A 21,329-nucleotide genomic window follows, 5' to 3' on the forward strand; every position below is an offset into this window, starting at 1 on the left:
GTTTTTCTAAATAAAGGAACAGGGGACACAGATTATGTCGAAGAAAAAGACGAGTAGGGTATTAGTGGCTGGAATATGTATATCTACATTATTATCGCCAGTAGCTTTCGAAGCATCGAAAGGATATGCAGCACCTTTGGAAGAGAATAAAGGTGGAAAATTAGAAGAGGTTAAAGAGAATAAGTTTGAGCAGAGGACGTTTCATGTACCTGGAAAAGGTGATATAGAAAAGGAAACAGAACGCTTAAAAGTAACTTTTCACCTTTCGGTTAACGAACCGACTGGAATTTATGCAGCGCCAAATGAAAAGATTACAATTGAAATAAAAGGAACGCAGTCTATTCAAGCTTTTATAGGAACAAGAACATATGATGAAAAGGATCCTGAAAAGTTTGATTTAAAACCTGGTAAAAATGTTATTTCATCATCAAATGGTGGTATTTTGTATTTTTATAATATGAATGACGAAGGTGAGGTAACGGCTTCTGTTACGAATGGTGGAAGTCACTTTCCTTTGTTTATTTTAGGTAAGCATACGAAAAAAGATTTTGATGAAATGTTGAAGAAATATAAAGATCCTTATGCAGTGGAATTAAAAGGTGAGAGAAGTTTAATTACTGCGAGTTATAGTGCTGTTCAAGATCATATGAACGATACAGATCCAACAAAGTTAATGAAATTACATGATAAGATTATTCGTTTGGAAAATGCATTAGCAGGATTATCTGAGGACGGTATTGGAGTCGCGAAATCTCCAAATCATTACGTTCAGTTCGTTGAAAAACTGAATCCTGATGAAGATGACTTTATGTTTGCAACAAATTATCATACAGGATATATTCCAAGCGCAATGAATAGAGTTTTAGATATAGAAGTGCTTGAAAAGGATGGCTGGGGACCATGGCATGAAGTTGGACATTTACATCAACAAAGGCCTTGGGACTGGGATGCTGTTGGGGAAGTAACAGTCAACATTTATTCTTTAGCAGTACAAAAAGCATTAGGGAATAAACTAGACATGGAAGAACATTATGAAAAATCATTTGAGTATTTACAAAGACCTATTGCGGAAAGAGTAATTGATGAAATTAATCCCCTTACGATGTTTTGGCAATTAAATGTAGTGTATGGGGAACATTTCTATCCTAGGTTACATCAAGCTTATCGTTTGTTACCACAGAGTGAAATGCCTGCGTCTGATGAAGAGAAAAAGCAAATGTTTGTTTATATGACATCAAAAGTGGCAGGGCAAAATTTAATTCCTTTCTTTGAGGAATGGGGATTAACGCCAAATGATGATATTAGAGAGAAAATAGAAACATTAAATTTACCTAAATTAGAAAAGGAAATTTGGAAAGCTACAGATAGTAATGATATTCGCGAGAAGCAAGTTGAAGCATACGAAGTTCCATATGGTGAACCATCTAATGAGATGAGAAATCTTTTAGTTGGTACAGATTTTGATGAAAATGAAGCAAGTAAGCTTGTTCAAAAGTTAGGTGAGAATGTAAAAGTAACAGGTAATATTATATGGCCTAAATTAGAGAATGGGAAACAGGAAGTGTTAGTAGAAATTGAGGATGAGAAAGGAAATAAAAATTTAATTCCTGTCCAAGTCAATGGGATTTATGGCGACAGTATCATTTTTCAAGGACTTTCAAATGATGTAATGTCGACGGTGATGCTTCATCACAATGAAAAAAAATTAAATGCAAACTTTACTAATAATAAAATACATTACCGTTTTGAAAATGAAGAATATATGGGCTTAAAGCTATATGATCGAAATGGGATTGAAAAGAAAAGTGTATTAGCAGAAGGACAAGAAACTGGAAAACGATTCGCGCTGGAACTAAATGGAGTGGATTTTGAATATGGTGATGTAGTAAAAGTATTCCACGCAGAACCAAGCCGTCTGAAATGGTACCAAAATAATAAACTTGCAGATCAAGGGGAAGCTAAAAATAAAAAAGGAAAATTATTCAAGATTACTCCGCAAGGATTTGAATTAAAAGATAGTTTACAAGAAGTAACGGCGAAACCACAGCAAGTAGTAGTCGGAACCAACATTGAAAAGCTAGATCCAAAAGCTTTTGTTGAAGTAAAAGACGGTGAAGTAATCGGTTTTGTAGAAAAACCAATTACAACAAAAATCGGTGAACAAAAGGTAAAAGTAGAAACGAAGGATCGTTTCGGAAATAAGCAAGTGACGGAAGTATCGTTAGAAGTACTTTATGGAGATAGTATTGCGTATGTAGGATACAACAATGAAATTGCTTCAGTTGTAACGTTAAAGCATGAAGAGAAGAAATTACATGCGACTGATATGAATGAACAAATTCATGAGTATTTCGATAAAGAACAATATATGGGAATCACTTTATATGATCAAAATGGAACAGTGAAAAAACATGTAACAGCAGAAGGGCAAGAAACTTCAAAGAACTTTGCAGAGCAAGTAAATGGACTGCAGTTTGAATATGGGGACGTTGTGAAAGTGTTTCATGCGGAACCAGATCGTTTGAAATGGTATCAAAATAATAACCTTGCTGGTCAAGGCGAGAAAAAAGGGGCAAAAGAACTATTCTTCAAAGTGACAGAAAAAGGCTTTGAGAAAATGGATATGTCGCAAGAGGTAACAGCGAAACCTCAACAAGTAGTAGTAGGAACAGATGTTGAAAAATTAGATGCGAAAAACTTTGTTGAAGTAAAAGCTGGAGAAGTAATTGGATTTGTAGAGAAACCAATTACAACAAAACTAGGTGAACAAAAAGTAAAAGTAGAAACGAAAGATATTTTCGGAAATAAGCAAGTGACAGAAGTACCAGTAGAAGTGATTTACGGAGATAGCATTATGTTCTTTGGTACATGGCATGGTGGAACGAATATTAAATCGATTGTGACATTAAACCATGAAGAAAAGAAATTTAGTACAACAAATTCAGAAGGTCCAATGCATACTTCATTTGCAGATGAAAAATATATGGAAATGACTGTATACGATAAAGCTGGAAAAGAGAAGAAAGCATTATCTGTAAAAGCATCTGAAAATACAAAAGCATTCGCAGAACAATTTAATGGAACGACTTTTGAGTATGGTGATGTAGTAAAAGTATATCAAAAAGAGTTTGATAGATTTAAAGTGTACAAAAAGAATGAATTCGTGGATAAGGAGTATGGCGTTCATGAAGTATTCTTTAAAGTTACAGAGCAAGGTTTTGAAAGAATGGAAGCATTGCAAGAAGTAAAAGCTATGCCGCAAAAAGTAGTAATCGGAACAAATAGCGAAATGTTAGATGCGAAGAAATTTGTTGAAGTAAATGATGGAGAAGTAGTAGGTTTTGTAGGAAAACCGAATGTTACAAATATTGGTAAGCAAACAGTAGAAGTAGAAACGAAAGATCGTTTTGGAAATAAGAAAGTAACGGAAGTAGCTTTAGAAGTAACGTATGGAGACAGTCTTGTTTATCAAGGTCTTTACAATGATATTACTTCAATCGTAACGTTTAATCATGAAGAAAAGAAACTACATGTAACGTATACAGATGAACAAATTCATAGCTACTTTAAAAATGAATTATACATGGGAATTACGCTATATGATCAAAATGGGATTGAGAAAAAATATGTAACAGCAGAAGGGCAAGAAACTTCGAAGAATTTTGCTGAGCAAGTAAATGGAACTTCATTCCAATATGGAGATGTGGTGAAAGCATACCATGCAGAATCAGATCGTTTAAGTTGGTATAAAAACAGTGAGTTCGTTGGAAAAGGAGATAAGAAAAAATTCAAAGAAATTTCCTTCAAGATTACTCCAAATGGTTTAGAGCAAGTGCAATAATAAAAAAGCTCGTAAAACATTATGTTTTACGAGCTTTTTTTATTATTCAGCTTCAGAAACAACTGTGAAGCGTTCGTTTACGTGTTTTGGATTTTCGATTTCATCAAGTGCTGCAACTGCGAAGTCTTCGTAACTTACGTAGCTATCACCTTTTGAGTTAACAAGAAGGTTGTCTTTGCCGGCTGTATAAGAGCCTGTACGTTTTCCTAATGCAAATAGTGCAGAAGGGCTGATGAATGTCCAAGTAATATCGTTAGTTTGTTGCAGAATTTCTAAGTTTTTTCCTTGGTTTTGAGCTGTTGCAAGGTATTCATTTGGGAAACCTGGTGTATCAAATACACGTGTTGTTTTCTCTTCGTCTACAAATAAGCTTCCAGCTCCGCCAACTACAAGTAATTTTGTGTTAGGTGCACCTTTCATAGCTTCAATTAGTACATTTCCTGCATCTACGTGAAGGTGTTCTTCGCCTGCTGGAGCGCCGAATGCATTTACAACTACGTCAAATGCCTGCAGGTCATTAGATGTAAGAGAGAATACATCTTTCTCTAAAACTTTTACGTTTTCTTCTGTAATTTTTGCAGCGTTTCTTACGATTGCAGTTACTTCATGTCCGCGATCTAATGCTTCTTTTAAAATACGACTTCCTGCTTTACCAGTTGCTCCGATAATTCCGATTTTCATAATAAATCCCTCCAAAATGTTTTGTTAAAGTGTATATCTGAAAGTGAATGAATGTATTGTAATTAGGTTTGTTACAACCTGTTGTAATCATTATAGTTACAGGTTGGTATTTTTGTCAATGGGGTTGTTTGTGAATTTATTGTTTGTTTTAGTATGCGCAGTTAGAGAGAGGGCAGTCATAAAGATATTGTTACTGCAAGCCGGGCTAATATTTGGAAATTGCAAATTGTCGAAAAATGTTGATTTTTGAATGTTTTTTAAATATAATTCGTTTTATGGAGAAAAGGAGGGGTTAATTGTATGAATATTTTAGAGCAATTTGTTTCATCAACGAATACAATTCTTTGGTCATATATTCTTATTGCAATGTTAATTGGTTTAGGTCTTTATTTTTCTATTAAATTGAAATTCGTACAAATTACTCATTTAGGGGAAATGGTTCGACTAATGAGTGATGGATTAACTGGAAAGACGCGTAAAAAAGGTAGTGTATCTTCTTTCCAAGCGTTTTGTATGAGTTCAGCAGCTCGTATTGGTATCGGTAACTTAGCTGGTGTAGCGTTAGCTATATCTATGGGAGGACCAGGAGCAGTATTTTGGATGTGGGTTATTGCGATTATTGGGGCTTCTTCAAGTTTCGTAGAAAGTACGCTTGCCCAAATTTATAAAGTAAAAGATGGCAGTGGCTTCCGTGGTGGTCCTGCTTATTATATGGAAAAAGGTTTAAATAAACGTTGGATGGGAATTTGGTTCTCTATCCTTATTACAATTAGTTACGGTTTAATTTTTAACTCAGTACAAGCGAATACAGTAACATTAGCATTTGAAAATGCATTTGGTTTAGAGCGTTATATTGTTGGTATTGTATTAGCTGCATTAGTTGCGGTTATTATTTTTGGTGGTGTGAAAAGTATTGCACGTATGTCGGAGATGATTGTTCCGCCAATGGCGCTTATTTATATTGCGGTAGCTATTTTTGTTGTCATTAAAAACTTCTATTTAATACCAGATGTGTTTACGGAAATCTTTAAAGGTGCATTCGGTTTAGATTCAGCTGTAGGTGGCGGTATCGGTGCTGCGATGAAATATGGTATTCAGCGCGGATTATTTGCGAACGAAGCAGGTATGGGTAGTGCGCCGAACGCGGCAGCCACAGCGGATGTAACACATCCAGCAAAACAAGGTTTTATTCAAACAATTGGCGTATTAGTAGATACATTCTTAGTATGTACATCAACAGCATTTATCGTACTATGTTCTGGTGCATATAAAGCAACAAATTTAGAAGGTATTGAATTAACGCAAAATGCATTAAGCTCACAAATCGGCCCATGGGCAAGTAGCTTCTTAGCAATTATTATTTTCTTATTTGCATTTAGTTCTCTTTTAGGAAACTACTATTATGGTGAAACGAATATTGAATTCATTAAACAAAGTAAAACGTGGTTAACAATTTACCGTATTGCGGTAGTTGGAATGGTATTATTCGGTTCTGTTGCGACGCTTCAAGTTGTATGGAATATGGCGGATCTATTTATGGGACTAATGGTAATCACGAACTTAATTGCGATTACACTTCTTGGGCGATTTGCGTATGCTGCTTTGGCAGACTATGTAAGGCAAAAGAAACAAGGAAAAGATCCAGTCTTCAGTGCGGATTCTATTCCTGGTTTAACGAACACAGAGTGTTGGGATAAGTCAGCAGTAACGGATAAAGAAAAAGCAGTATAATGAAAAGGCGAGCATCGAGATGAATTCGATGCTCGCCTTTTTTGTTGTAGTAAATGATGAAAAGAGTGAGAGGTAATTATTAATATAATTTTGGTTTGTTCATTCCTCTTGTTATTTGTAGGGAACGTACTGTCTTAAAAGTATGACTGGTCGAATGGGATAAGTGATTGAGTATTGGATACATGCACGTACGGGTTATATTTTTACGTAAAAAAACATATATGTTAAGACAATTAACGTAATCGTGTCATAAAACCTAACATAAAGTTCTTGATTACTAAAAGTTTTTAGAATATAATTTTCTTATTGTTAGGAAGAGGGGGCAATGCAATTATGGATTTTTTAGCTAAGGTAATTGGGGATATAAATAATGTCCTTTGGTCATATGTCATTATTGCGATGTTAATTGGGTTAGGACTTTACTTTTCGTTTCGTGTGAAATTTGTCCAAGTTCGTTACTTCGGTGAAATGATTCGATTGCTTGGGGATGGGGCAAGTTCGAAAACGAGGAAAGCACAAAAAGAGAAGAGTGGTGTATCATCGTTCCAAGCTTTTTGTATGAGTACAGCTTCTCGTGTAGGTACTGGTAACTTAGCTGGTGTAGCTATCGCAATTTCAGCAGGTGGACCAGGAGCAGTATTTTGGATGTGGTTAATCGCGGTAATTGGGGGTGCTTCTGCATTTGTAGAGAGCACATTAGCGCAAATTTATAAAGTAAAAGATGGGAATGCGTTCCGTGGTGGACCAGCTTATTATATGGAAAAAGGATTAAATAAGCGCTGGCTTGGAGCTATTTTCTCTGTTTTAATAACAGTAAGTTTCGGATTAATTTTTAACGCTGTACAGTCTAATACTGTAGCTGCTGCTTTTGATGGGGCATTCAAAACAGACAGTAGATTAGTAGGCCTTGTAATGGCTGGTTTACTTGCAGTTATTATCTTCGGCGGTGTAAAACGTATTGCACGCGCGGTTGAAATGATTGTTCCGGTAATGGCAATTATTTATGTAGCAGTGGCATTATTCGTTGTTGTAACAAACATTACGGCAATTCCGTATGTATTTAAAGAGATTTTCTTACATGCATTTGGAATTAAAGAAGTAGTAGGTGGGGGATTAGGAGCTGCGATTTTACTAGGGGTAAAACGTGGGTTATTCTCAAATGAAGCAGGTATGGGGAGTGCGCCGAACGCAGCTGCGACTGCAAACGTAACGCACCCAGTTAAACAAGGTTTTATTCAAACTTTAGGGGTATTTACAGATACATTATTAATTTGTAGTTGTACAGCATTTATCATTCTTTTATCAGATGTGCATAATGCGGCTGATTTAAATGGTATTCAATTAACACAGCAAGCATTAAGCCAACATATCGGACCGTGGGCATCTATATTTGTAGCGGTTGCAATCTTCTTGTTTGCATTTAGTTCATTAGTAGGTAACTACTACTATGGTGAAACGAATATTGAATTCTTAAATGGAAGTAAAGTGTTATTAACAGCGTACCGCATTGCTGTACTTGGTATGGTTGTGTTAGGATCTGTAGCAACAATTCAAATCGTTTGGGATTTAGCAGATTTATTCATGGGGATTATGGCTGTTATTAACTTAGTGGCGATCGTATTCCTTTCTAAGTATGCTTTCGCAGCGTTATCAGATTACATTAAGCAAAAGAAACAAGGAAAAGATCCGGTATTCTATGCGGAGTCTATTCCAGGTTTGAACAATACAGAGTGTTGGGACAAGCCAGCGGTAGCTGATAAGGAAAAAGCAGTATAATGAGGTGAGCATCAAGTGAAACTTGATGCTCATTTTTTGTTTTATCCCGCTATTTGTGAGGGCTGATTAAAGTTTACTTTATAATGTAAAAGACGAACATTAATGAATGTTTTATAATAAAATGTAATTTTTTTAAGAAAAGTGCGGATATGAGTTGTGATTTATGTTAGAATGGAAAATGCCTTTGAAACAAGAGGTTTTATGATCTTTCCCATCCAATTGAAGGTTTTGGAGGAGAAATGGAAAGTTCGGATTATTTCTTATTTTGAGTGGTCAGACGTTCAACGTTAATGAAGAGTTAAATGGAGGATTTTATTAATGAAGTTTGTTATGTTTCTTGTAGGATTGCTCGTTGTATTCGTACTCGGTTTTCTTATAAGTGCCGATCGAAAGAAGATTAAGTATAAACCAATCGCAATCATGCTTGTTATTCAGTTAGCATTAAGTTACTTCTTATTAAATACGCAAGTTGGTTATATTTTAGTAAAAGGAATTTCAGATGGATTTGGCGCGCTTCTTGGATATGCGGAAGCTGGAATCGTTTTCGTATTTGGCGGTCTTGTTAATAAAGGAGAGGTTTCATTCTTCTTAACGGCGCTATTACCAATCGTATTCTTTGCCGTTTTAATCGGAATTCTGCAACACTTTAAAATTTTACCGATAATTATTCGTGCTATTGGTACGTTGTTAAGTAAAGTAAATGGTCTAGGAAAACTAGAATCATATAACGCAGTAGCAGCTGCCATTGTTGGGCAAGCGGAAGTATTTATTACAGTAAAAGATCAATTAAGTAAAATCCCAAAACATCGTTTATATACATTATGTGCATCTTCAATGTCGACAGTATCAATGTCAATCGTAGGTTCTTATATGAAAATGATCGAACCGAAATATGTAGTAACAGCACTTGTATTAAATTTATTTAGTGGTTTCATTATTATTCATATTATTAACCCGTACGATATTACAGAAGAAGAAGATACACTGAAATTAGAAAATAAGAAAAAACAATCATTCTTTGAAATGCTAAGTGAATATATTATGCTTGGTTTCACAATTGCAATCACAGTAGCGGCAATGTTACTTGGTTTCGTAGCATTAATTACAGCAATTAATAGCTTGTTTGACTCAATGTTCGGAATTACATTCCAAGCTATTTTAGGATACATTTTCTCACCATTAGCATTCGTAATGGGTATCCCGCAAGCAGAGATGGTAACAGCAGGACAAATTATGGCAACAAAATTAGTATCAAACGAGTTTGTTGCGATGCTTGATCTTGGAAAAGTAGCTGGTGACTTATCAGCGCGTACAGTTGGTATTCTTTCTGTATTCCTTGTATCATTTGCGAACTTCTCATCAATCGGAATTATCGCAGGTGCAACGAAAGGTATCGATGAAAACCAATCAAATGTTGTATCATCATTCGGTCTACGCCTTGTGTACGGTGCGACATTAGTAAGTATTCTATCAGCGATTATCGTTGGTGTTATGTTATAAAAAAGATGGTCCTAGCTTATAGCTAGGGCTATTTTTTATGGTAAATTTGCATGAAAAAACCAATTATTTAGGAATATATTAACATATAAAAATCTTTTAAAATTTATATTGCATTTCGATTAGATAACGCTTACAATTTGATTTGTAGGTGGTATCAATTTCAGACTTTCAAGTATGGTAGGAGAGAAGAAGCTACCTTTTATAAATTGCAATTCATGTAAACGCTTACTGATTTTAGATAATAGTTGAATAGTATTTAGGGGTTTAAATTTTTTTAACATCAATGGTCAGACGTCATTCGTTATACGACCAATAACTCGTGGGAGAAGTGGAGGATTCACATATGAAAATAGTAATGTTTCTAGTTGGTTTACTTGTAGTATTTGTACTAGGTTTCCTTATCAGTTCAGATCGTAAGAAAATTAAATATAAACCAATTGCACTTATGCTTGTCATTCAATTGGTACTTGCGTATTTCTTACTAAATACAAAGGTCGGATTTGTATTAGTAAAAGGGATTGCAGATGGGTTTGGCGCTATTTTAAAATTTGCGGAAGCAGGGGTTAATTTCGTATTTGGTGGTTTAGCGAACGATGGACAAGCACCATTCTTCTTAACAGTATTATTACCAATTATTTTCTTAGCAGTACTAATTGGGATTCTGCAACATATTAAAGTTTTACCGATTATCATCCGTGCAGTCGGTTTCCTATTAAGTAAAATTAACGGCTTAGGAAAACTAGAATCATATAATGCGGTAGCAGCTGCAATCGTTGGTCAAGGTGAAGTATTCATTACAGTAAAAGATCAACTAAGCAAATTACCGAAAAATCGTTTATACACACTTTGTGCATCTTCTATGTCAACAGTATCGATGTCAATCGTCGGTTCTTATATGAAAATGATTGATCCAAAATATGTAGTAACAGCACTTGTATTAAACTTATTTAGCGGATTCATTATCGTTCATATCATTAATCCGTATGAAGTAAAAGAAGAAGACGATATTTTAGAATTACAAGAAGATAAAAAACAAACATTCTTTGAAATGTTAGGCGAATATATTATGCTTGGTTTCTCTATCGCTGTAACAGTAGCGGCGATGTTAATCGGTTTCGTAGCATTAATTACAGCAATTAACGGTGTATTCGATTCAATTTTCGGAATCACATTCCAAAGCATTTTAGGATATGTCTTCTCACCATTAGCATTTGTAATGGGTATTCCAACATCAGAGATGCTAACAGCAGGACAAATTATGGCAACGAAATTAGTAACGAACGAATTCGTTGCAATGCTTGACCTTGGAAAAGTAGCTGGTGATTTATCAACTCGTACAGTAGGTATTTTATCTATCTTCCTTGTATCATTTGCGAACTTCTCATCAATCGGAATTATCGCGGGTGCAACGAAGAGTATCGATGGCAAACAAGCAAACGTTGTATCATCATTCGGATTAAAACTTGTATACGGTGCAACGTTAGTAAGTATATTATCAGCGATTATCGTTGGGGTTATGCTTTAATAAAATGGTAAAGAAGTCGTTTATCTCTCGCCTAGAGGGATGAGCGGCTTTTTTTATTTTGATATGATAAATAGTGTGGAGAGGGGGGAATTAGGGTGAAAGAACGGGATAGTTTAAAGGAATTTGATGAGGTTATAGATAACATTAATCGTTTAACTGGAGAAGATGCCAGAGCGTTTTTGAAATTTATACATGGATATTTAAGCAGAGTAGAAGAAGGGGATAGAACTTTTACTCATAGTGACTTTGTTGAAAAGGTTTCAAGTTTTTATAAGAAGGATTTGGCTAAGGTTATTAAGCTGAGAGAAGAGATAAAAAAATCACCTTAATACATTCATTAAGGTGATTGAAATACTATTCAGCTGGAGGCGTAAATGTACGTTTCTCTAATTCAGCATCTAGCATAAATAATGCGTTTGAATCGCTTGTAATACGTTTTAATTTTTGGATGATGCTATCGAATGAAGCTTCTTCTTCTACTTGCTCATCGACGAACCATTTTAAGAATGTAATTGTTGCGTGTTCACGCTCATCCCAAGCGATATCAGATAAGTTGTAAATACGCTTCGTTACTTCACGCTCGTGCTCAAGTGCCACTTCAAAAGCGTTCAGTACAGATTCATATTCATTATTCGGATTATCAAATCCAGTAATAATAGCGCGCTCACCGCGGTCATTAATGTAGTTGTAAAGCTTCATTGCGTGGAAACGTTCTTCTTCAGCTTGTACAAGGAAAAAGTTAGCGAATCCATCATAGCTCTCCGCCGTGCAGTAAGCAGCCATTGCCATATAAGCATGGGCAGAGAAAAATTCAAAGTTCATTTGATCATTTAATGCGTCGTGCAATTTTTTAGATAACATAAAATCCCCCTTAGTATTGTGACAAGAATATTATACCATAATTGATAATATTCTCATTTGGATGTCTCGAATCTTTTCGAAAGCTTTGTGACGTGTGCTTCCATAATGTCTTGTAAATCTAAATCATATTTTTGTGAAAGAATAATAAGATTAGATAGTACGTCACCGAGTTCTTCTTTTAACTCTTGTTTTAGCTCTTCTTCTGTTTTCGCGTCTTCATCAGGGCGATCACGGCCGATTTCAATGGCACGAACAACTCGTGAAACTTCCCCAACTTCCTCTGTTAAGAAATTTAAGCGAATAAAGGAATTATACTGTGACCAGCTTCGTTTTTCGTAAAATTCCTCCACCCATCTTTGAAATGCGACGATATCCATTTCTTCCTCATCCCTTCAATATGTTGTACAATATTCATTGTATCATAACAATATATAGTTTCGGGGTGTAGGAATGAGAAAGATTTGTGTGTTTGCAGGTTCCAATTTAGGGGAGAGACCAGAATTCAAAGAGCAGGCAATAGCGTTAGGGAAAATGTTTGTTGAAAACGATTATGAGCTTGTATACGGTGGTTCTTGTGTTGGATTAATGGGAGAAGTAGCAAATGAAGTTCTTCGTTTAGGCGGGCGTGTAACAGGGGTTATGCCGCGCGGTCTATTCCGAGGAGAGATTGTTCATACAGGATTAACAGAACTAATTGAAGTAGAAACGATGCATGAGCGCAAGGCAAAAATGGCAGAGCTTGCGGATGCTTTTATTGCGCTGCCAGGTGGATACGGAACGTTTGAAGAGCTATTTGAAGTAGTATGTTGGTCACAAATTGGTATACATAATAAGCCGGTTGGTTTATTGAATATAAAAGACTTTTACGGACCAATTTTGCAAATGGTTGAACGCGCAGCGGAAGAAGGGTTTATGAATCCATCGAATAAAGAGTTAATCGTTTCAGCTGAGACGGCAGATAAACTAATTCATGAGATCCAAAATTATGAGCGTCCTGTTTTAGGAACGAAGTGGAAACAGTTATCATAATCCAATTGTATAGAGATTTTTGGAAACACATGTCATTTTATCTTGAAAAGGCATGTGTTTTTAATTTGGTTAAATATGTTAATGTTGAAATATAATGTTTTTGGAAAAGGAGAAATAGATGGAGGAGTTCGTATTTTTAAGGCCGGTTTTTAAAAGTATTTTAGCAGCAGCTATTCTTGTTATGCTAATTGTTTCAACACAGAAGAAAGAGCTAATTAATGAATTTTCGCTTTGGTTTATTTCGATATTATGTATCGGTGTTTCAGCGATCACGTTGTTTATGACTGGGTTTATCGTTGATGAGTATAATCTAGCTGGGGATGCACAGAGTTTTAGCATGTTTATTGCGATTGGTTGTATTAGCGGTTTGAATTTTATTATTTATTATAGACGGCAATAAAAGAAGGCATTCCGTATTACTTTGGAATGCCTTTATCATTTTGATTACTTTGTTTTTTATACAGGTACCAGCCACCCCAGCCGCCACCAATTGCTACAACAACGAGGAAAGCATAGTCTTTCACCTCGATACGTATATTGAAAATATTAGCTATAAGTAAGACAATCCCAACTGTTATTAATGCAAAAAATGCTCTAATTAAGTAGTCTTTCAACTGAACCACTCCCGCCATTTAAGTAGTAAATGATGAATATGGAAAAGCTTTTTTGGATCTATTTTACTAAAGGCTGTTACCTATATTTTAACATAAAAGGGATTGTAATATATTGATAAAAGTAGAGGAGAAGGGTGCTGATATTGTCGTGATTTGTCGGTAAGTCGATATCCTATGTCGAATCGTCGATATAATAAAAAAATCGTTGATATAAATTTCATGTACTGATATGCGCAACCACTCCATAGAAAAAAAGCGACTCTGAACGAGCCGCTTCTGCTTTTAGTATTATCTAGCTCCAGCGGCTAGAACAGTCGGTTGTTTCACTCCTTCATTCGAGGCAAAAAGCGCCTCGAATGAAGGAGTTCCAACACCCTCCTGTTCTGAACGAGCCGCATCCGCTTTTAAGTGATATCCAGCTCCAGTAGCTAGAATGTTCGGTCATTTCGCTCTCTCGCTCGAAGCAAAAAGCGCTTCAAGGTCGAGAGCTCCAATGTCCTGCGATTCTGAGCAAGCCGCATCCGCTTTTAAGTGATATCCAGCTCCAGCGGCTAGAATCTCCGGTCATTTCGCTCTCTCGCTCGAAGCAAAAAGCGCTTCAAGGTCGAGAGCTCCAATGTCCTACGATTCTGAGCAAGCCGCTTCCGCTTTTAGTCTATCCAGCTCCGGTGACTAGAACAGTCGGTCATTTCGCGCCTTCCTATGAGGCAAAAAGCGCCTCTTCGTCAGGAGCTCCAATGCCCTCCTGTTCTGAGCAAGTCACCTCCGCTTTTAAATTTATTATTGATTCAAGAACGCACGTAGCATCCAAGCGTGTTTTTCTAGTTCTGTGTAGATGCCTAGTAATAGGTCAGATGTCATTTCGTCGTCAGAGTTTTGAGCGATTTCCATGCCTTTTTTCAGTTCGACTAGCATCATTTCGTAGTCTTTCATGATTGCTTCGACCATCCCTTCTGCAGTTTCTCCGTATGCTGCTTCTTGAATAGTAGAGATTTCTAGGTATTCTTTCATTGTTGCTACTGGTTTACCACCAATTGCTAAAATACGTTCTGCAATTTCGTCGATGTGAGTAGCTGATTCTGTGTAAAGTTCTTCGAATTTCTCATGTAGTGTGAAGAATTGAGGTCCTTTTACGTACCAATGGAAGTTGTGTAGTTTTGTGAATAAAACGCTCCAGTCTGCTACTTGTTTGTTTAATACTTCGATTACTTGTTTGTTCATTATGATCAATCTCCTTTTGAGTTGTTATGTTATATCAATTACTAATTTATAATTATTATAATCTAGTAATTCGTATAAATCAACCCTTTTGCTGGAATTAATTTGAACAAATTATGAACTGTTGTAAATAAAAATCCCTATTACTGTGGAGTAATAGGGATTTGCTTTGATATATAGCTTTTGTTCTAAACGAGCCGCTTTTGCTTTAAATCTATCCAGCTCCAACGGCTAGAACAGTCGGTTGTTTCACTCCTTCATTCGAGGCAAAAAGCGCCTCGAATGAAGGAGTTCCAACACCCTCCTGTTCTGAACGAGCCGCATCCGCTTTTAATTATTACACAGCCTTCTGTTTTTCTTCTACATCCTGTCCATCCCAGCACTCTGTATTCTGTAAGCCAGGGATAGAACTTGCAACAAAGACAGGATCTTTTCCTTGTTTCTTTTGCTTCATATAGTCTATTAATGCTGCGTAGGCGAACTTGCTAAGGAATGAGATGGCAATTAAGTTTGTGAATACCATTAGTCCCATGAATAAATCAGCTAAGCTCCAAACTGTTTGAAGGGCAGCGATTGATCCGAAGAATACCATTCCGACAACTGCAACGCGATAAATCATTAACCATGTTTTGCTTTCTTTAATGAATGCGATATTTGTTTCACCATAATAGTAGTTTCCCAGTAAAGAACTGAATGCGAATAGGAAAATAATAATCGCTAAGAAAGTGCTTGCCCACGGTCCAATTTGTGAACTTAATGCTTGTTGTGTTAATTCAATACCTTCTAAATTCGATCCTTTGTAAAGTCCAGAACATAATACGATAAACGCTGTTGATGTACATACTAAGAATGTGTCTACGAAAACTCCTAATGCTTGAACAAGTCCTTGTTTTACAGGGTGAGATACATCTGATGTTGCTGCTGCGTTAGGCGAGCTACCCATACCTGCTTCTGTCGCGAATAGACCGCGCTGAATTCCGAACTTGATTGCTGCACCGATACCACCAGCGATAGCTTGGTCTAAACCGAATGCACTGTTAAATATTTCTGTAAAAATGCTTGGTAACATAGTGAAGTTGTTAATAACGACGAAAATTGCCACACCAATATAAATAATTGCCATTGGAGGAACAATCATTTCTGTAATACGTGAAATGCTCTTAATACCACCAAAAATAATAACTGCCACTAATAAAGCTAATAGAGCTCCTACGAGAGTGCGCTCTAGTCCAAAAGCATTTTCAAATGCTATTGTTACTGTATTTGCTTGTACAGAATTGAAAATTAATCCGTACGCAACTGTAATAAGAAGTGAGAACCAAACACCCATCCAGCGTTTGTTTAATCCTTTTTCCATGTAATATGCTGGTCCACCACGGAATCTACTTCCATCTTTTACTTTATAAATTTGAGCGAGCGTACATTCTACGAAACTAGTAGCTGCTCCAAGGATAGCGATAAACCACATCCAAAATATTGCGCCAGGTCCACCCATTGAAATGGCTAATGCTACACCAGCTAAATTTCCGATACCGATACGTGCTGCTGCACTTAAGCAAAATGCTTGGAATGGAGAGATGCTATCTTTCTTTTTTTCTTTTCGATTAAACCCTTTACTAATTAAACCGACCATCTCACCAAAATGAGTAATTTGGACAAATTTTAATTTGAAAGAGAAATAAAGACCGAAGCCGATTAGCATTGCAATAAGAATATATGACCATAAAATATTATTCGTTACCTCAAGGAATCTGCTAAAGATATCAACCATATAATACACTTCCTTTTTTCGTAATAAGAAAATTATATGCAAAAAATATATGAGAATCAATTTTTCTAAAAAATTATGTTACATAAACATATTTTGTGTTATGATTATGTTACATCGTAATATTTTTAGAATTATTTACATTTTAAAAAACTAAATGTAAAGCGAGGAAGAGGGGATAATTTGAAAGAAGAATCTTTATTGAATGTAAGCCTTAAGAGTTTGAAAACGAGAAGTAATATATTTTTTATCATTACATCTGTAAGTATCTTTTTAGGAGCCACTTATTATTACAATAAAAGATTTCCAACTCATAAGTATCCTGAATGGTTAGAATTTCTAAAGTTGATTGGATGAATAAAAGACAGAAAAACAGAAAATTCAAATAAAAAATGTTGTGGAGGAGTTAAATATGAATATTAGAGAAAGTGAACTTCCGGGTATTGGTTATAAGTTTCAAATCGTTACGAAAGGTAACGAAAAGATGGTGATTGTTATTCATGATGACGGGCGTAGAGAAATGTATCATTTTGATTCAGACCATGAAGAAAGTATCTCAAGTATTTCGTTACGTGACTCAGAGGCAAGACAAATTGCAGCAATATTAGGCGGAATGGTATACAAACCTAGAGCATTAGAAAATGTTGAAATGGTCTTTGAAGGTTTAGCGATTGAGTGGTTTAAAGTGGAGAATGCAGCTCTAGCACTTGGAAAAACAATTGGCGATCTTGAAATAAGAAAAACATATAGCGTAACGATCATTGCAGTTATGAAGAAGAATATGAAAAAGCTATTTAATCCAGGACCAGAAACGGTAATTGAAGAAGGCGATATGCTTGTAGTTTCTGGTGAGAGAGAAGAAATTAAAAAGATTATTAATGAGTTACTTTCGAATAGGGGGACTGACTAGATGGATACGTTAATTTTTGAAGTTGGTACAGCGTTAGTATTAGTTGCAATTGCGGCAGTAATTGCTGGAAAGTTTAAATTCTCAGTAATTCCTTTTCTAATTGTTCTTGGGATGTTAGTGGGGCCACATGCGCCAACAATAGGTGTGATCGATTTCAAGTTTATTGAAAGTGCAAGTGTAATTTCCTTCCTTGGACGGATTGGTGTTCTGTTCCTTCTGTTCTATCTAGGACTAGAGTTTTCGATGAAAAAACTAATTAAATCTGGACGGTCTATTGCGATTGGCGGAACAATCTATATTTTAATTAACTTTTCACTTGGCTTATTATACGGATTTATAATGGGATTCCCTTTACTAGAAATCTTAATTATTGCGGGTATTATTACGATTTCTTCTAGTGCTATCGTTGCTAAAGTGTTAGTAGATTTAAGAAGAACTGGTAATAATGAGACCGAATTAATTTTAGGAATTATTATGTTCGAAGATATATTCCTTGCTGTATATTTATCAGTTGTATCTGGTTTAGTTCTAGGAGATCATGCTTCCTTCCTAGGTGCTCTTACTTCAATTGGAATTGCTTTAGGATACATGCTTCTATTCTTTATCGTAGCTAGAAAGGCGACGCCGTTATTAAATAAATTACTCAATATTAGTTCGGATGAAATTTTCATTATTGTAGTATTTGCTTCGTTATTCTTTATTGCAGGATTTTCAGAAACAATTCACGTTGCTGAAGCAATTGGAGCACTTCTTTTAGGATTAGTTTTCTCTGAGACAGAGCATAGTGACAGAATTGAACATCTCGTTGTTCCATTTAGAGACTTCTTCGGAGCTATTTTCTTCTTCAGTTTCGGATTAAGTATTGATCCGTTTTCATTAGGCGGAGCGATATGGTTAACGTTAGGTGCTGTCCTTCTTACAATCATCGGTAACTTTGTTGCAGGGATGATTGCGGGGCGACAAGCTGGATTATCTCATAAAGCTTCAACAAATATTGGATTAACGATCGTTTCAAGAGGAGAATTCTCCATCATTATGGCTAATATCGGTATCGCCGGTGGTTTAATGTCAGTACTGAAACCATTCTCAGCACTATACGTGCTTATACTATCCATCTTAGGTCCACTTCTGACGAAAGAGTCAAAGAATGTATATAAATTTTTAAATAAAATCTTTAAGTGGGATACGAAGACGAAATAAATTTTAAAAAAATAAAAGTACAAGATATTGCCTGCTTGTACTTTTATTTTTTGCAATGAAAACAGTAAAGAGAGGTACATGATGTTAGGAGAGTTGATTCATTCCGTTTTAGTTTTTCTAGAAGGACTTGGTTATTGGGGAATTATGCTTGGATTAATGCTAGAGGTTATCCCAAGTGAAATCGTATTATCTTATGCGGGTTATTTAGTATCAACAGGAAGCATTACGTTTTGGGGCGCTGTCGCGTTCGGTACAATTGGTGGTGTAATCGCACAATTATTCATTTATTGGATCGGTCGATACGGAGGAAGGCCTGTTCTTGAGCGATATGGAAAATATATTTTGATCCAGAAGAAACATATTGATTATGCTGAAGATTGGTTTAATCGTTACGGAACTGGCGTTATCTTTACCGCACGTTTTATTCCAGTTGTGCGTCATGCTATTTCGATACCAGCAGGTATTGCGAAAATGTCACATGCAAAGTTTATTACATTAACTACACTAGCTGTTATTCCATGGTCAATTGTGTTTGTATATTTAGGATTTAAGTTAGGATCAGAGTGGGAAAGTATTAATAAAGTAGCTGGTCCTTATGTTAAATATTTTGCAGTTGCTGCTATTGTTTGTGCGATTGGTTATTTTGTATTAAAAAAAGTGATGAAAAAAAAGTGATTACGTAAAAGGAATCTATGCTGTCATAGGTTCTTTTTTTATTGTCATTTTTCGAAAGAGGAAAGAGTATGTTTAATATTTTACATATTGTGGCATACATATAGGAAAAGGGAGTTTGGAAAGGGGATTATAGAGAAATGGAACTCCAGTTTCAAAATGTATATCAACAGGTGGAGAATTGGTATGTGTTGGATTCGGAGCTTCCTTGGGATGTCAAAAGGCTTAGAGATGATTTGTTTTCACTGATTGAAGTATGTAAAACGCCAGTTGTTTTTTGTGATACGTGTGATGCGAACCATGTGCTTCTATCGTTAGGAGAAGAAGAAGAGGAATTCTTATTTCCAGTAGGCGGTTTTTATCATAAAGAAAAACAATTAATTTTTGTTTGTATGTGGGAAGAGTATGAGCAAGTGCTCAAAACACTACTACATGAATTTCGCCATGCGATGCAGCATAAGAGAGAAGTATTGTATGTTGGAGATGAATTGTACGAAGATAGATGGATTGAGAAAGATGCGAGGAAGTTCGCGGAGAGGAAGTTAGATGAATATAAAAATAGAAAGTTAATGTAAAGCATAGTGGAGAAATGGCACTGTGCTTTCTTTGTTGATTACTAAAAGTAAGTGATTGACTTTTATAAAGTTTAGTTCTAAACTAATGGTATGAAATGAGCGAGGTGATAGAATGAAAACAGAAGATAGACTAGGTTTACTATTATGGTTTCGCTTATCACGTTTTTATAACAAAAGTATTCGTGAGACGAATCAGCATTTGAAAGAATGGAATGTATCTGCCGCTCAGTTTGATGTGCTAGCTCAAGTTGGAGGACATAATCGTCTAACGCAGCAAGAGCTCGGAAATAAACTATTTGTTACGAAGGGAAATATCACGCAGTTGTTAAATAAAATGGAGCAGCTGGAGTGGATTTGTCGTGAACAAGAAGGGACTACAAAATATATTTCGTTAACAGAAAAGGGAAAAGCTTTATATGAGGAAACTGTCCCGCCTCAAGAAACGTTCCAAGCGGAGCAGTTTCAAAATTTAAATGTAGAAGAACAACATCAATTATTACAATTACTAAAAAAATTACAGTGAGAAAAAATTTTAAAATAAATCTTGAATTCGAGATAATATGAGGTGAAGGGTATGTTTAGAAAAGTTGATCATAAAAATATGGGAAGAGCAAATCACGGTTGGCTAAATACACATTTTCATTTTTCATTTGCGAATTATTATAATCCTAATAACATGAATTTCGGTGCATTACGTGTAAATAACGATGACCTAGTAGCGGCACAAACTGGTTTTGATATGCATCCGCACCGTGATATGGAAATCATTTCGTACGTTGTAGATGGTGCTTTAACACATGAGGATAGCATGGGGAACCGCGGAACAATTGAGCGAGGGCATGTTCAATATATGAGTGCTGGCACAGGTGTATTTCATAGTGAGCATAATTTAGGAAATGAAACACTACGCTTACTCCAAATTTGGATTTTACCAGACCGTGCGGACCATAAACCAAACTATGGTGAGTTTAAATTTGATTGGAGCAAACGTGAAAACGAATGGTTTCATATGGTATCTCCATTAGAAGGCGGGGCACCAATTCAAATTCACCAAGATGCGAATTTATATTCTTTATCGTTAGATGCAGGAAAAGAAATTCATTTTCCTGTGCAAAAAGGTCGTCAATTGTACCTTGTACAAATTGAGGGAAGTAGTGTAATAAATGGTGAAAGTCTTGTTATGCGTGATGCAGCAGAAGCGGTGGAAGAAGATATTCATATTGAAGCGAAAGAGCAATCTCATTATTTAGCAATTGAATTGAAAAGACAATAGAACGTTTATGAAAAAGAGGACATCGAGTAGATGTCCTCTTTTTTTGAGTAGAATTGTCAGAAAAAACTTTCTCAAATTTTCGGTAAAGGTATCAACTTGAAAAACAAGAATTGTATAAAAGTGTCAAAAATCTTTATGGGAATGGGGAATGTTAT

Annotated in this window: 20 protein-coding genes; 14 read left to right on the forward strand and 6 right to left on the reverse strand. The window is 35.8% G+C overall.

The window, feature by feature from the left end:
* The first annotated feature begins 34 nt into the window (after positions 1-34).
* Positions 35-3,841: a putative mucin/carbohydrate-binding domain-containing protein gene (locus tag FS742_RS22500; protein WP_144615186.1), complete on the forward strand. Its 3,807-nt coding sequence runs from the start codon at positions 35-37 to the stop codon at positions 3,839-3,841.
* Between the two features lie 42 nt (positions 3,842-3,883).
* Here FS742_RS22500 and FS742_RS22505 read toward each other — a convergent pair whose 3' ends face one another.
* The gene (locus FS742_RS22505; RefSeq protein ID WP_016085635.1) at positions 3,884-4,522 is read right to left on the reverse strand and encodes an NAD(P)-dependent oxidoreductase; all 639 of its coding nucleotides are present in this window, start codon (positions 4,520-4,522) and stop codon (positions 3,884-3,886) included.
* 300 nt (positions 4,523-4,822) lie between these two features.
* On the opposite strand from FS742_RS22505, the gene FS742_RS22510 reads away from it, so the two are divergent.
* The 5 genes from FS742_RS22510 (at position 4,823) to FS742_RS22530 (ending at position 11,383) form a co-directional block, all read left to right on the forward strand.
* Positions 4,823-6,253, forward strand: coding sequence for an alanine/glycine:cation symporter family protein (locus FS742_RS22510; protein ID WP_144615188.1), 1,431 nt, complete (start codon positions 4,823-4,825; stop codon positions 6,251-6,253).
* A gap of 333 nt (positions 6,254-6,586) precedes the next feature.
* Positions 6,587-8,029: an alanine/glycine:cation symporter family protein gene (locus FS742_RS22515; protein ID WP_144615190.1), complete on the forward strand. Its 1,443-nt coding sequence runs from the start codon at positions 6,587-6,589 to the stop codon at positions 8,027-8,029.
* A 318-nt stretch (positions 8,030-8,347) separates the two neighbouring features.
* On the forward strand, positions 8,348-9,529 hold the full coding sequence (locus tag FS742_RS22520; protein ID WP_144615191.1) for a NupC/NupG family nucleoside CNT transporter: 1,182 nt from the start codon (positions 8,348-8,350) through the stop codon (positions 9,527-9,529).
* A 343-nt stretch (positions 9,530-9,872) separates the two neighbouring features.
* Positions 9,873-11,054, forward strand: coding sequence for a NupC/NupG family nucleoside CNT transporter (locus tag FS742_RS22525; protein WP_098078510.1), 1,182 nt, complete (start codon positions 9,873-9,875; stop codon positions 11,052-11,054).
* Between the two features lie 95 nt (positions 11,055-11,149).
* Positions 11,150-11,383: a hypothetical protein gene (locus FS742_RS22530; protein WP_144615193.1), complete on the forward strand. Its 234-nt coding sequence runs from the start codon at positions 11,150-11,152 to the stop codon at positions 11,381-11,383.
* A 25-nt stretch (positions 11,384-11,408) separates the two neighbouring features.
* Here the strand turns inward: FS742_RS22530 and FS742_RS22535 are convergent, their stop codons facing one another.
* Together FS742_RS22535 and FS742_RS22540 are read right to left on the reverse strand one after the other, a co-directional pair.
* A complete protein-coding gene (locus FS742_RS22535; RefSeq protein WP_144615194.1) occupies positions 11,409-11,915 on the reverse strand; it encodes a ferritin in 507 nt (168 codons plus the stop codon).
* 53 nt (positions 11,916-11,968) lie between these two features.
* Positions 11,969-12,292: a MazG nucleotide pyrophosphohydrolase domain-containing protein gene (locus tag FS742_RS22540; protein ID WP_000355762.1), complete on the reverse strand. Its 324-nt coding sequence runs from the start codon at positions 12,290-12,292 to the stop codon at positions 11,969-11,971.
* A 73-nt stretch (positions 12,293-12,365) separates the two neighbouring features.
* On the opposite strand from FS742_RS22540, the gene FS742_RS22545 reads away from it, so the two are divergent.
* Both FS742_RS22545 and FS742_RS22550 read left to right on the forward strand, forming a co-directional pair.
* Positions 12,366-12,944: an LOG family protein gene (locus tag FS742_RS22545; protein ID WP_048528219.1), complete on the forward strand. Its 579-nt coding sequence runs from the start codon at positions 12,366-12,368 to the stop codon at positions 12,942-12,944.
* A gap of 118 nt (positions 12,945-13,062) precedes the next feature.
* Positions 13,063-13,344, forward strand: coding sequence for a hypothetical protein (locus FS742_RS22550; RefSeq protein ID WP_144615196.1), 282 nt, complete (start codon positions 13,063-13,065; stop codon positions 13,342-13,344).
* 16 nt (positions 13,345-13,360) lie between these two features.
* Here the strand turns inward: FS742_RS22550 and FS742_RS22555 are convergent, their stop codons facing one another.
* The 3 genes from FS742_RS22555 to FS742_RS22565 form a co-directional block, all read right to left on the reverse strand.
* Complete coding sequence (locus FS742_RS22555) at positions 13,361-13,558, reverse strand: hypothetical protein (RefSeq protein ID WP_000656322.1); 198 nt, start codon at positions 13,556-13,558, stop codon at positions 13,361-13,363.
* Positions 13,559-14,338: 780 nt separating this feature from the next.
* A complete protein-coding gene (locus FS742_RS22560) occupies positions 14,339-14,779 on the reverse strand; it encodes a Dps family protein (protein ID WP_001041892.1) in 441 nt (146 codons plus the stop codon).
* Between the two features lie 334 nt (positions 14,780-15,113).
* A complete protein-coding gene (locus FS742_RS22565; protein ID WP_144615198.1) occupies positions 15,114-16,547 on the reverse strand; it encodes an alanine/glycine:cation symporter family protein in 1,434 nt (477 codons plus the stop codon).
* Positions 16,548-16,956: 409 nt separating this feature from the next.
* On the opposite strand from FS742_RS22565, the gene FS742_RS22570 reads away from it, so the two are divergent.
* The 6 genes from FS742_RS22570 (at position 16,957) to FS742_RS22595 (ending at position 21,174) form a co-directional block, all read left to right on the forward strand.
* Positions 16,957-17,454, forward strand: a complete 498-nt coding sequence (locus FS742_RS22570) for a cation:proton antiporter regulatory subunit (RefSeq protein WP_001026063.1) — start codon at positions 16,957-16,959, stop codon at positions 17,452-17,454.
* On the forward strand, positions 17,455-18,654 hold the full coding sequence (locus tag FS742_RS22575) for a cation:proton antiporter (protein WP_144615199.1): 1,200 nt from the start codon (positions 17,455-17,457) through the stop codon (positions 18,652-18,654). It abuts the gene before it with no gap.
* Between the two features lie 81 nt (positions 18,655-18,735).
* Positions 18,736-19,329: an undecaprenyl phosphate transporter UptA gene (uptA, locus tag FS742_RS22580; RefSeq protein WP_144615201.1), complete on the forward strand. Its 594-nt coding sequence runs from the start codon at positions 18,736-18,738 to the stop codon at positions 19,327-19,329.
* 137 nt (positions 19,330-19,466) lie between these two features.
* Positions 19,467-19,901 (forward strand): DUF3920 family protein, encoded by a 435-nt coding sequence (locus tag FS742_RS22585; RefSeq protein ID WP_144615203.1) that lies wholly within the window; start codon positions 19,467-19,469, stop codon positions 19,899-19,901.
* 112 nt (positions 19,902-20,013) lie between these two features.
* On the forward strand, positions 20,014-20,424 hold the full coding sequence (locus FS742_RS22590; RefSeq protein WP_144615204.1) for a MarR family winged helix-turn-helix transcriptional regulator: 411 nt from the start codon (positions 20,014-20,016) through the stop codon (positions 20,422-20,424).
* 51 nt (positions 20,425-20,475) lie between these two features.
* Positions 20,476-21,174 carry a pirin family protein gene (locus FS742_RS22595; RefSeq protein ID WP_144615206.1) on the forward strand — a complete coding sequence of 233 codons (699 nt, stop codon included), beginning with the start codon at positions 20,476-20,478 and terminating at the stop codon, positions 21,172-21,174.
* The last annotated feature ends 155 nt before the right edge of the window (positions 21,175-21,329 follow it).

Origin of the sequence: Bacillus cereus, from assembly GCF_007678085.1 — a bacterium.
GTDB classification, from domain to species: Bacteria; Bacillota; Bacilli; order Bacillales; family Bacillaceae_G; genus Bacillus_A; species Bacillus_A cereus_BE.

What these genes read in the sequence shown, in the direction of transcription:
- FS742_RS22510 (WP_144615188.1), top strand. Translation starts at nt 4,823, where the DNA reads ATGAATATTTTAGAGCAATTTGTTTCATCAACGAATACAATTCTTTGG.
- FS742_RS22525 (WP_098078510.1), top strand. Translation starts at nt 9,873, where the DNA reads ATGAAAATAGTAATGTTTCTAGTTGGTTTACTTGTAGTATTTGTACTA.
- FS742_RS22575 (WP_144615199.1), top strand. Translation starts at nt 17,455, where the DNA reads ATGGATACGTTAATTTTTGAAGTTGGTACAGCGTTAGTATTAGTTGCA.
- FS742_RS22565 (WP_144615198.1), bottom strand. Translation starts at nt 16,547, where the DNA reads ATGGTTGATATCTTTAGCAGATTCCTTGAGGTAACGAATAATATTTTA.
- FS742_RS22560 (WP_001041892.1), bottom strand. Translation starts at nt 14,779, where the DNA reads ATGAACAAACAAGTAATCGAAGTATTAAACAAACAAGTAGCAGACTGG.
- FS742_RS22505 (WP_016085635.1), bottom strand. Translation starts at nt 4,522, where the DNA reads ATGAAAATCGGAATTATCGGAGCAACTGGTAAAGCAGGAAGTCGTATT.
- FS742_RS22535 (WP_144615194.1), bottom strand. Translation starts at nt 11,915, where the DNA reads ATGTTATCTAAAAAATTGCACGACGCATTAAATGATCAAATGAACTTT.
- FS742_RS22545 (WP_048528219.1), top strand. Translation starts at nt 12,366, where the DNA reads ATGAGAAAGATTTGTGTGTTTGCAGGTTCCAATTTAGGGGAGAGACCA.
- FS742_RS22540 (WP_000355762.1), bottom strand. Translation starts at nt 12,292, where the DNA reads ATGGATATCGTCGCATTTCAAAGATGGGTGGAGGAATTTTACGAAAAA.
- FS742_RS22515 (WP_144615190.1), top strand. Translation starts at nt 6,587, where the DNA reads ATGGATTTTTTAGCTAAGGTAATTGGGGATATAAATAATGTCCTTTGG.
- FS742_RS22520 (WP_144615191.1), top strand. Translation starts at nt 8,348, where the DNA reads ATGAAGTTTGTTATGTTTCTTGTAGGATTGCTCGTTGTATTCGTACTC.
- FS742_RS22550 (WP_144615196.1), top strand. Translation starts at nt 13,063, where the DNA reads ATGGAGGAGTTCGTATTTTTAAGGCCGGTTTTTAAAAGTATTTTAGCA.
- FS742_RS22595 (WP_144615206.1), top strand. Translation starts at nt 20,476, where the DNA reads ATGTTTAGAAAAGTTGATCATAAAAATATGGGAAGAGCAAATCACGGT.
- FS742_RS22590 (WP_144615204.1), top strand. Translation starts at nt 20,014, where the DNA reads ATGAAAACAGAAGATAGACTAGGTTTACTATTATGGTTTCGCTTATCA.
- FS742_RS22585 (WP_144615203.1), top strand. Translation starts at nt 19,467, where the DNA reads ATGGAACTCCAGTTTCAAAATGTATATCAACAGGTGGAGAATTGGTAT.
- FS742_RS22570 (WP_001026063.1), top strand. Translation starts at nt 16,957, where the DNA reads ATGAATATTAGAGAAAGTGAACTTCCGGGTATTGGTTATAAGTTTCAA.
- FS742_RS22500 (WP_144615186.1), top strand. Translation starts at nt 35, where the DNA reads ATGTCGAAGAAAAAGACGAGTAGGGTATTAGTGGCTGGAATATGTATA.
- uptA (WP_144615201.1), top strand. Translation starts at nt 18,736, where the DNA reads ATGTTAGGAGAGTTGATTCATTCCGTTTTAGTTTTTCTAGAAGGACTT.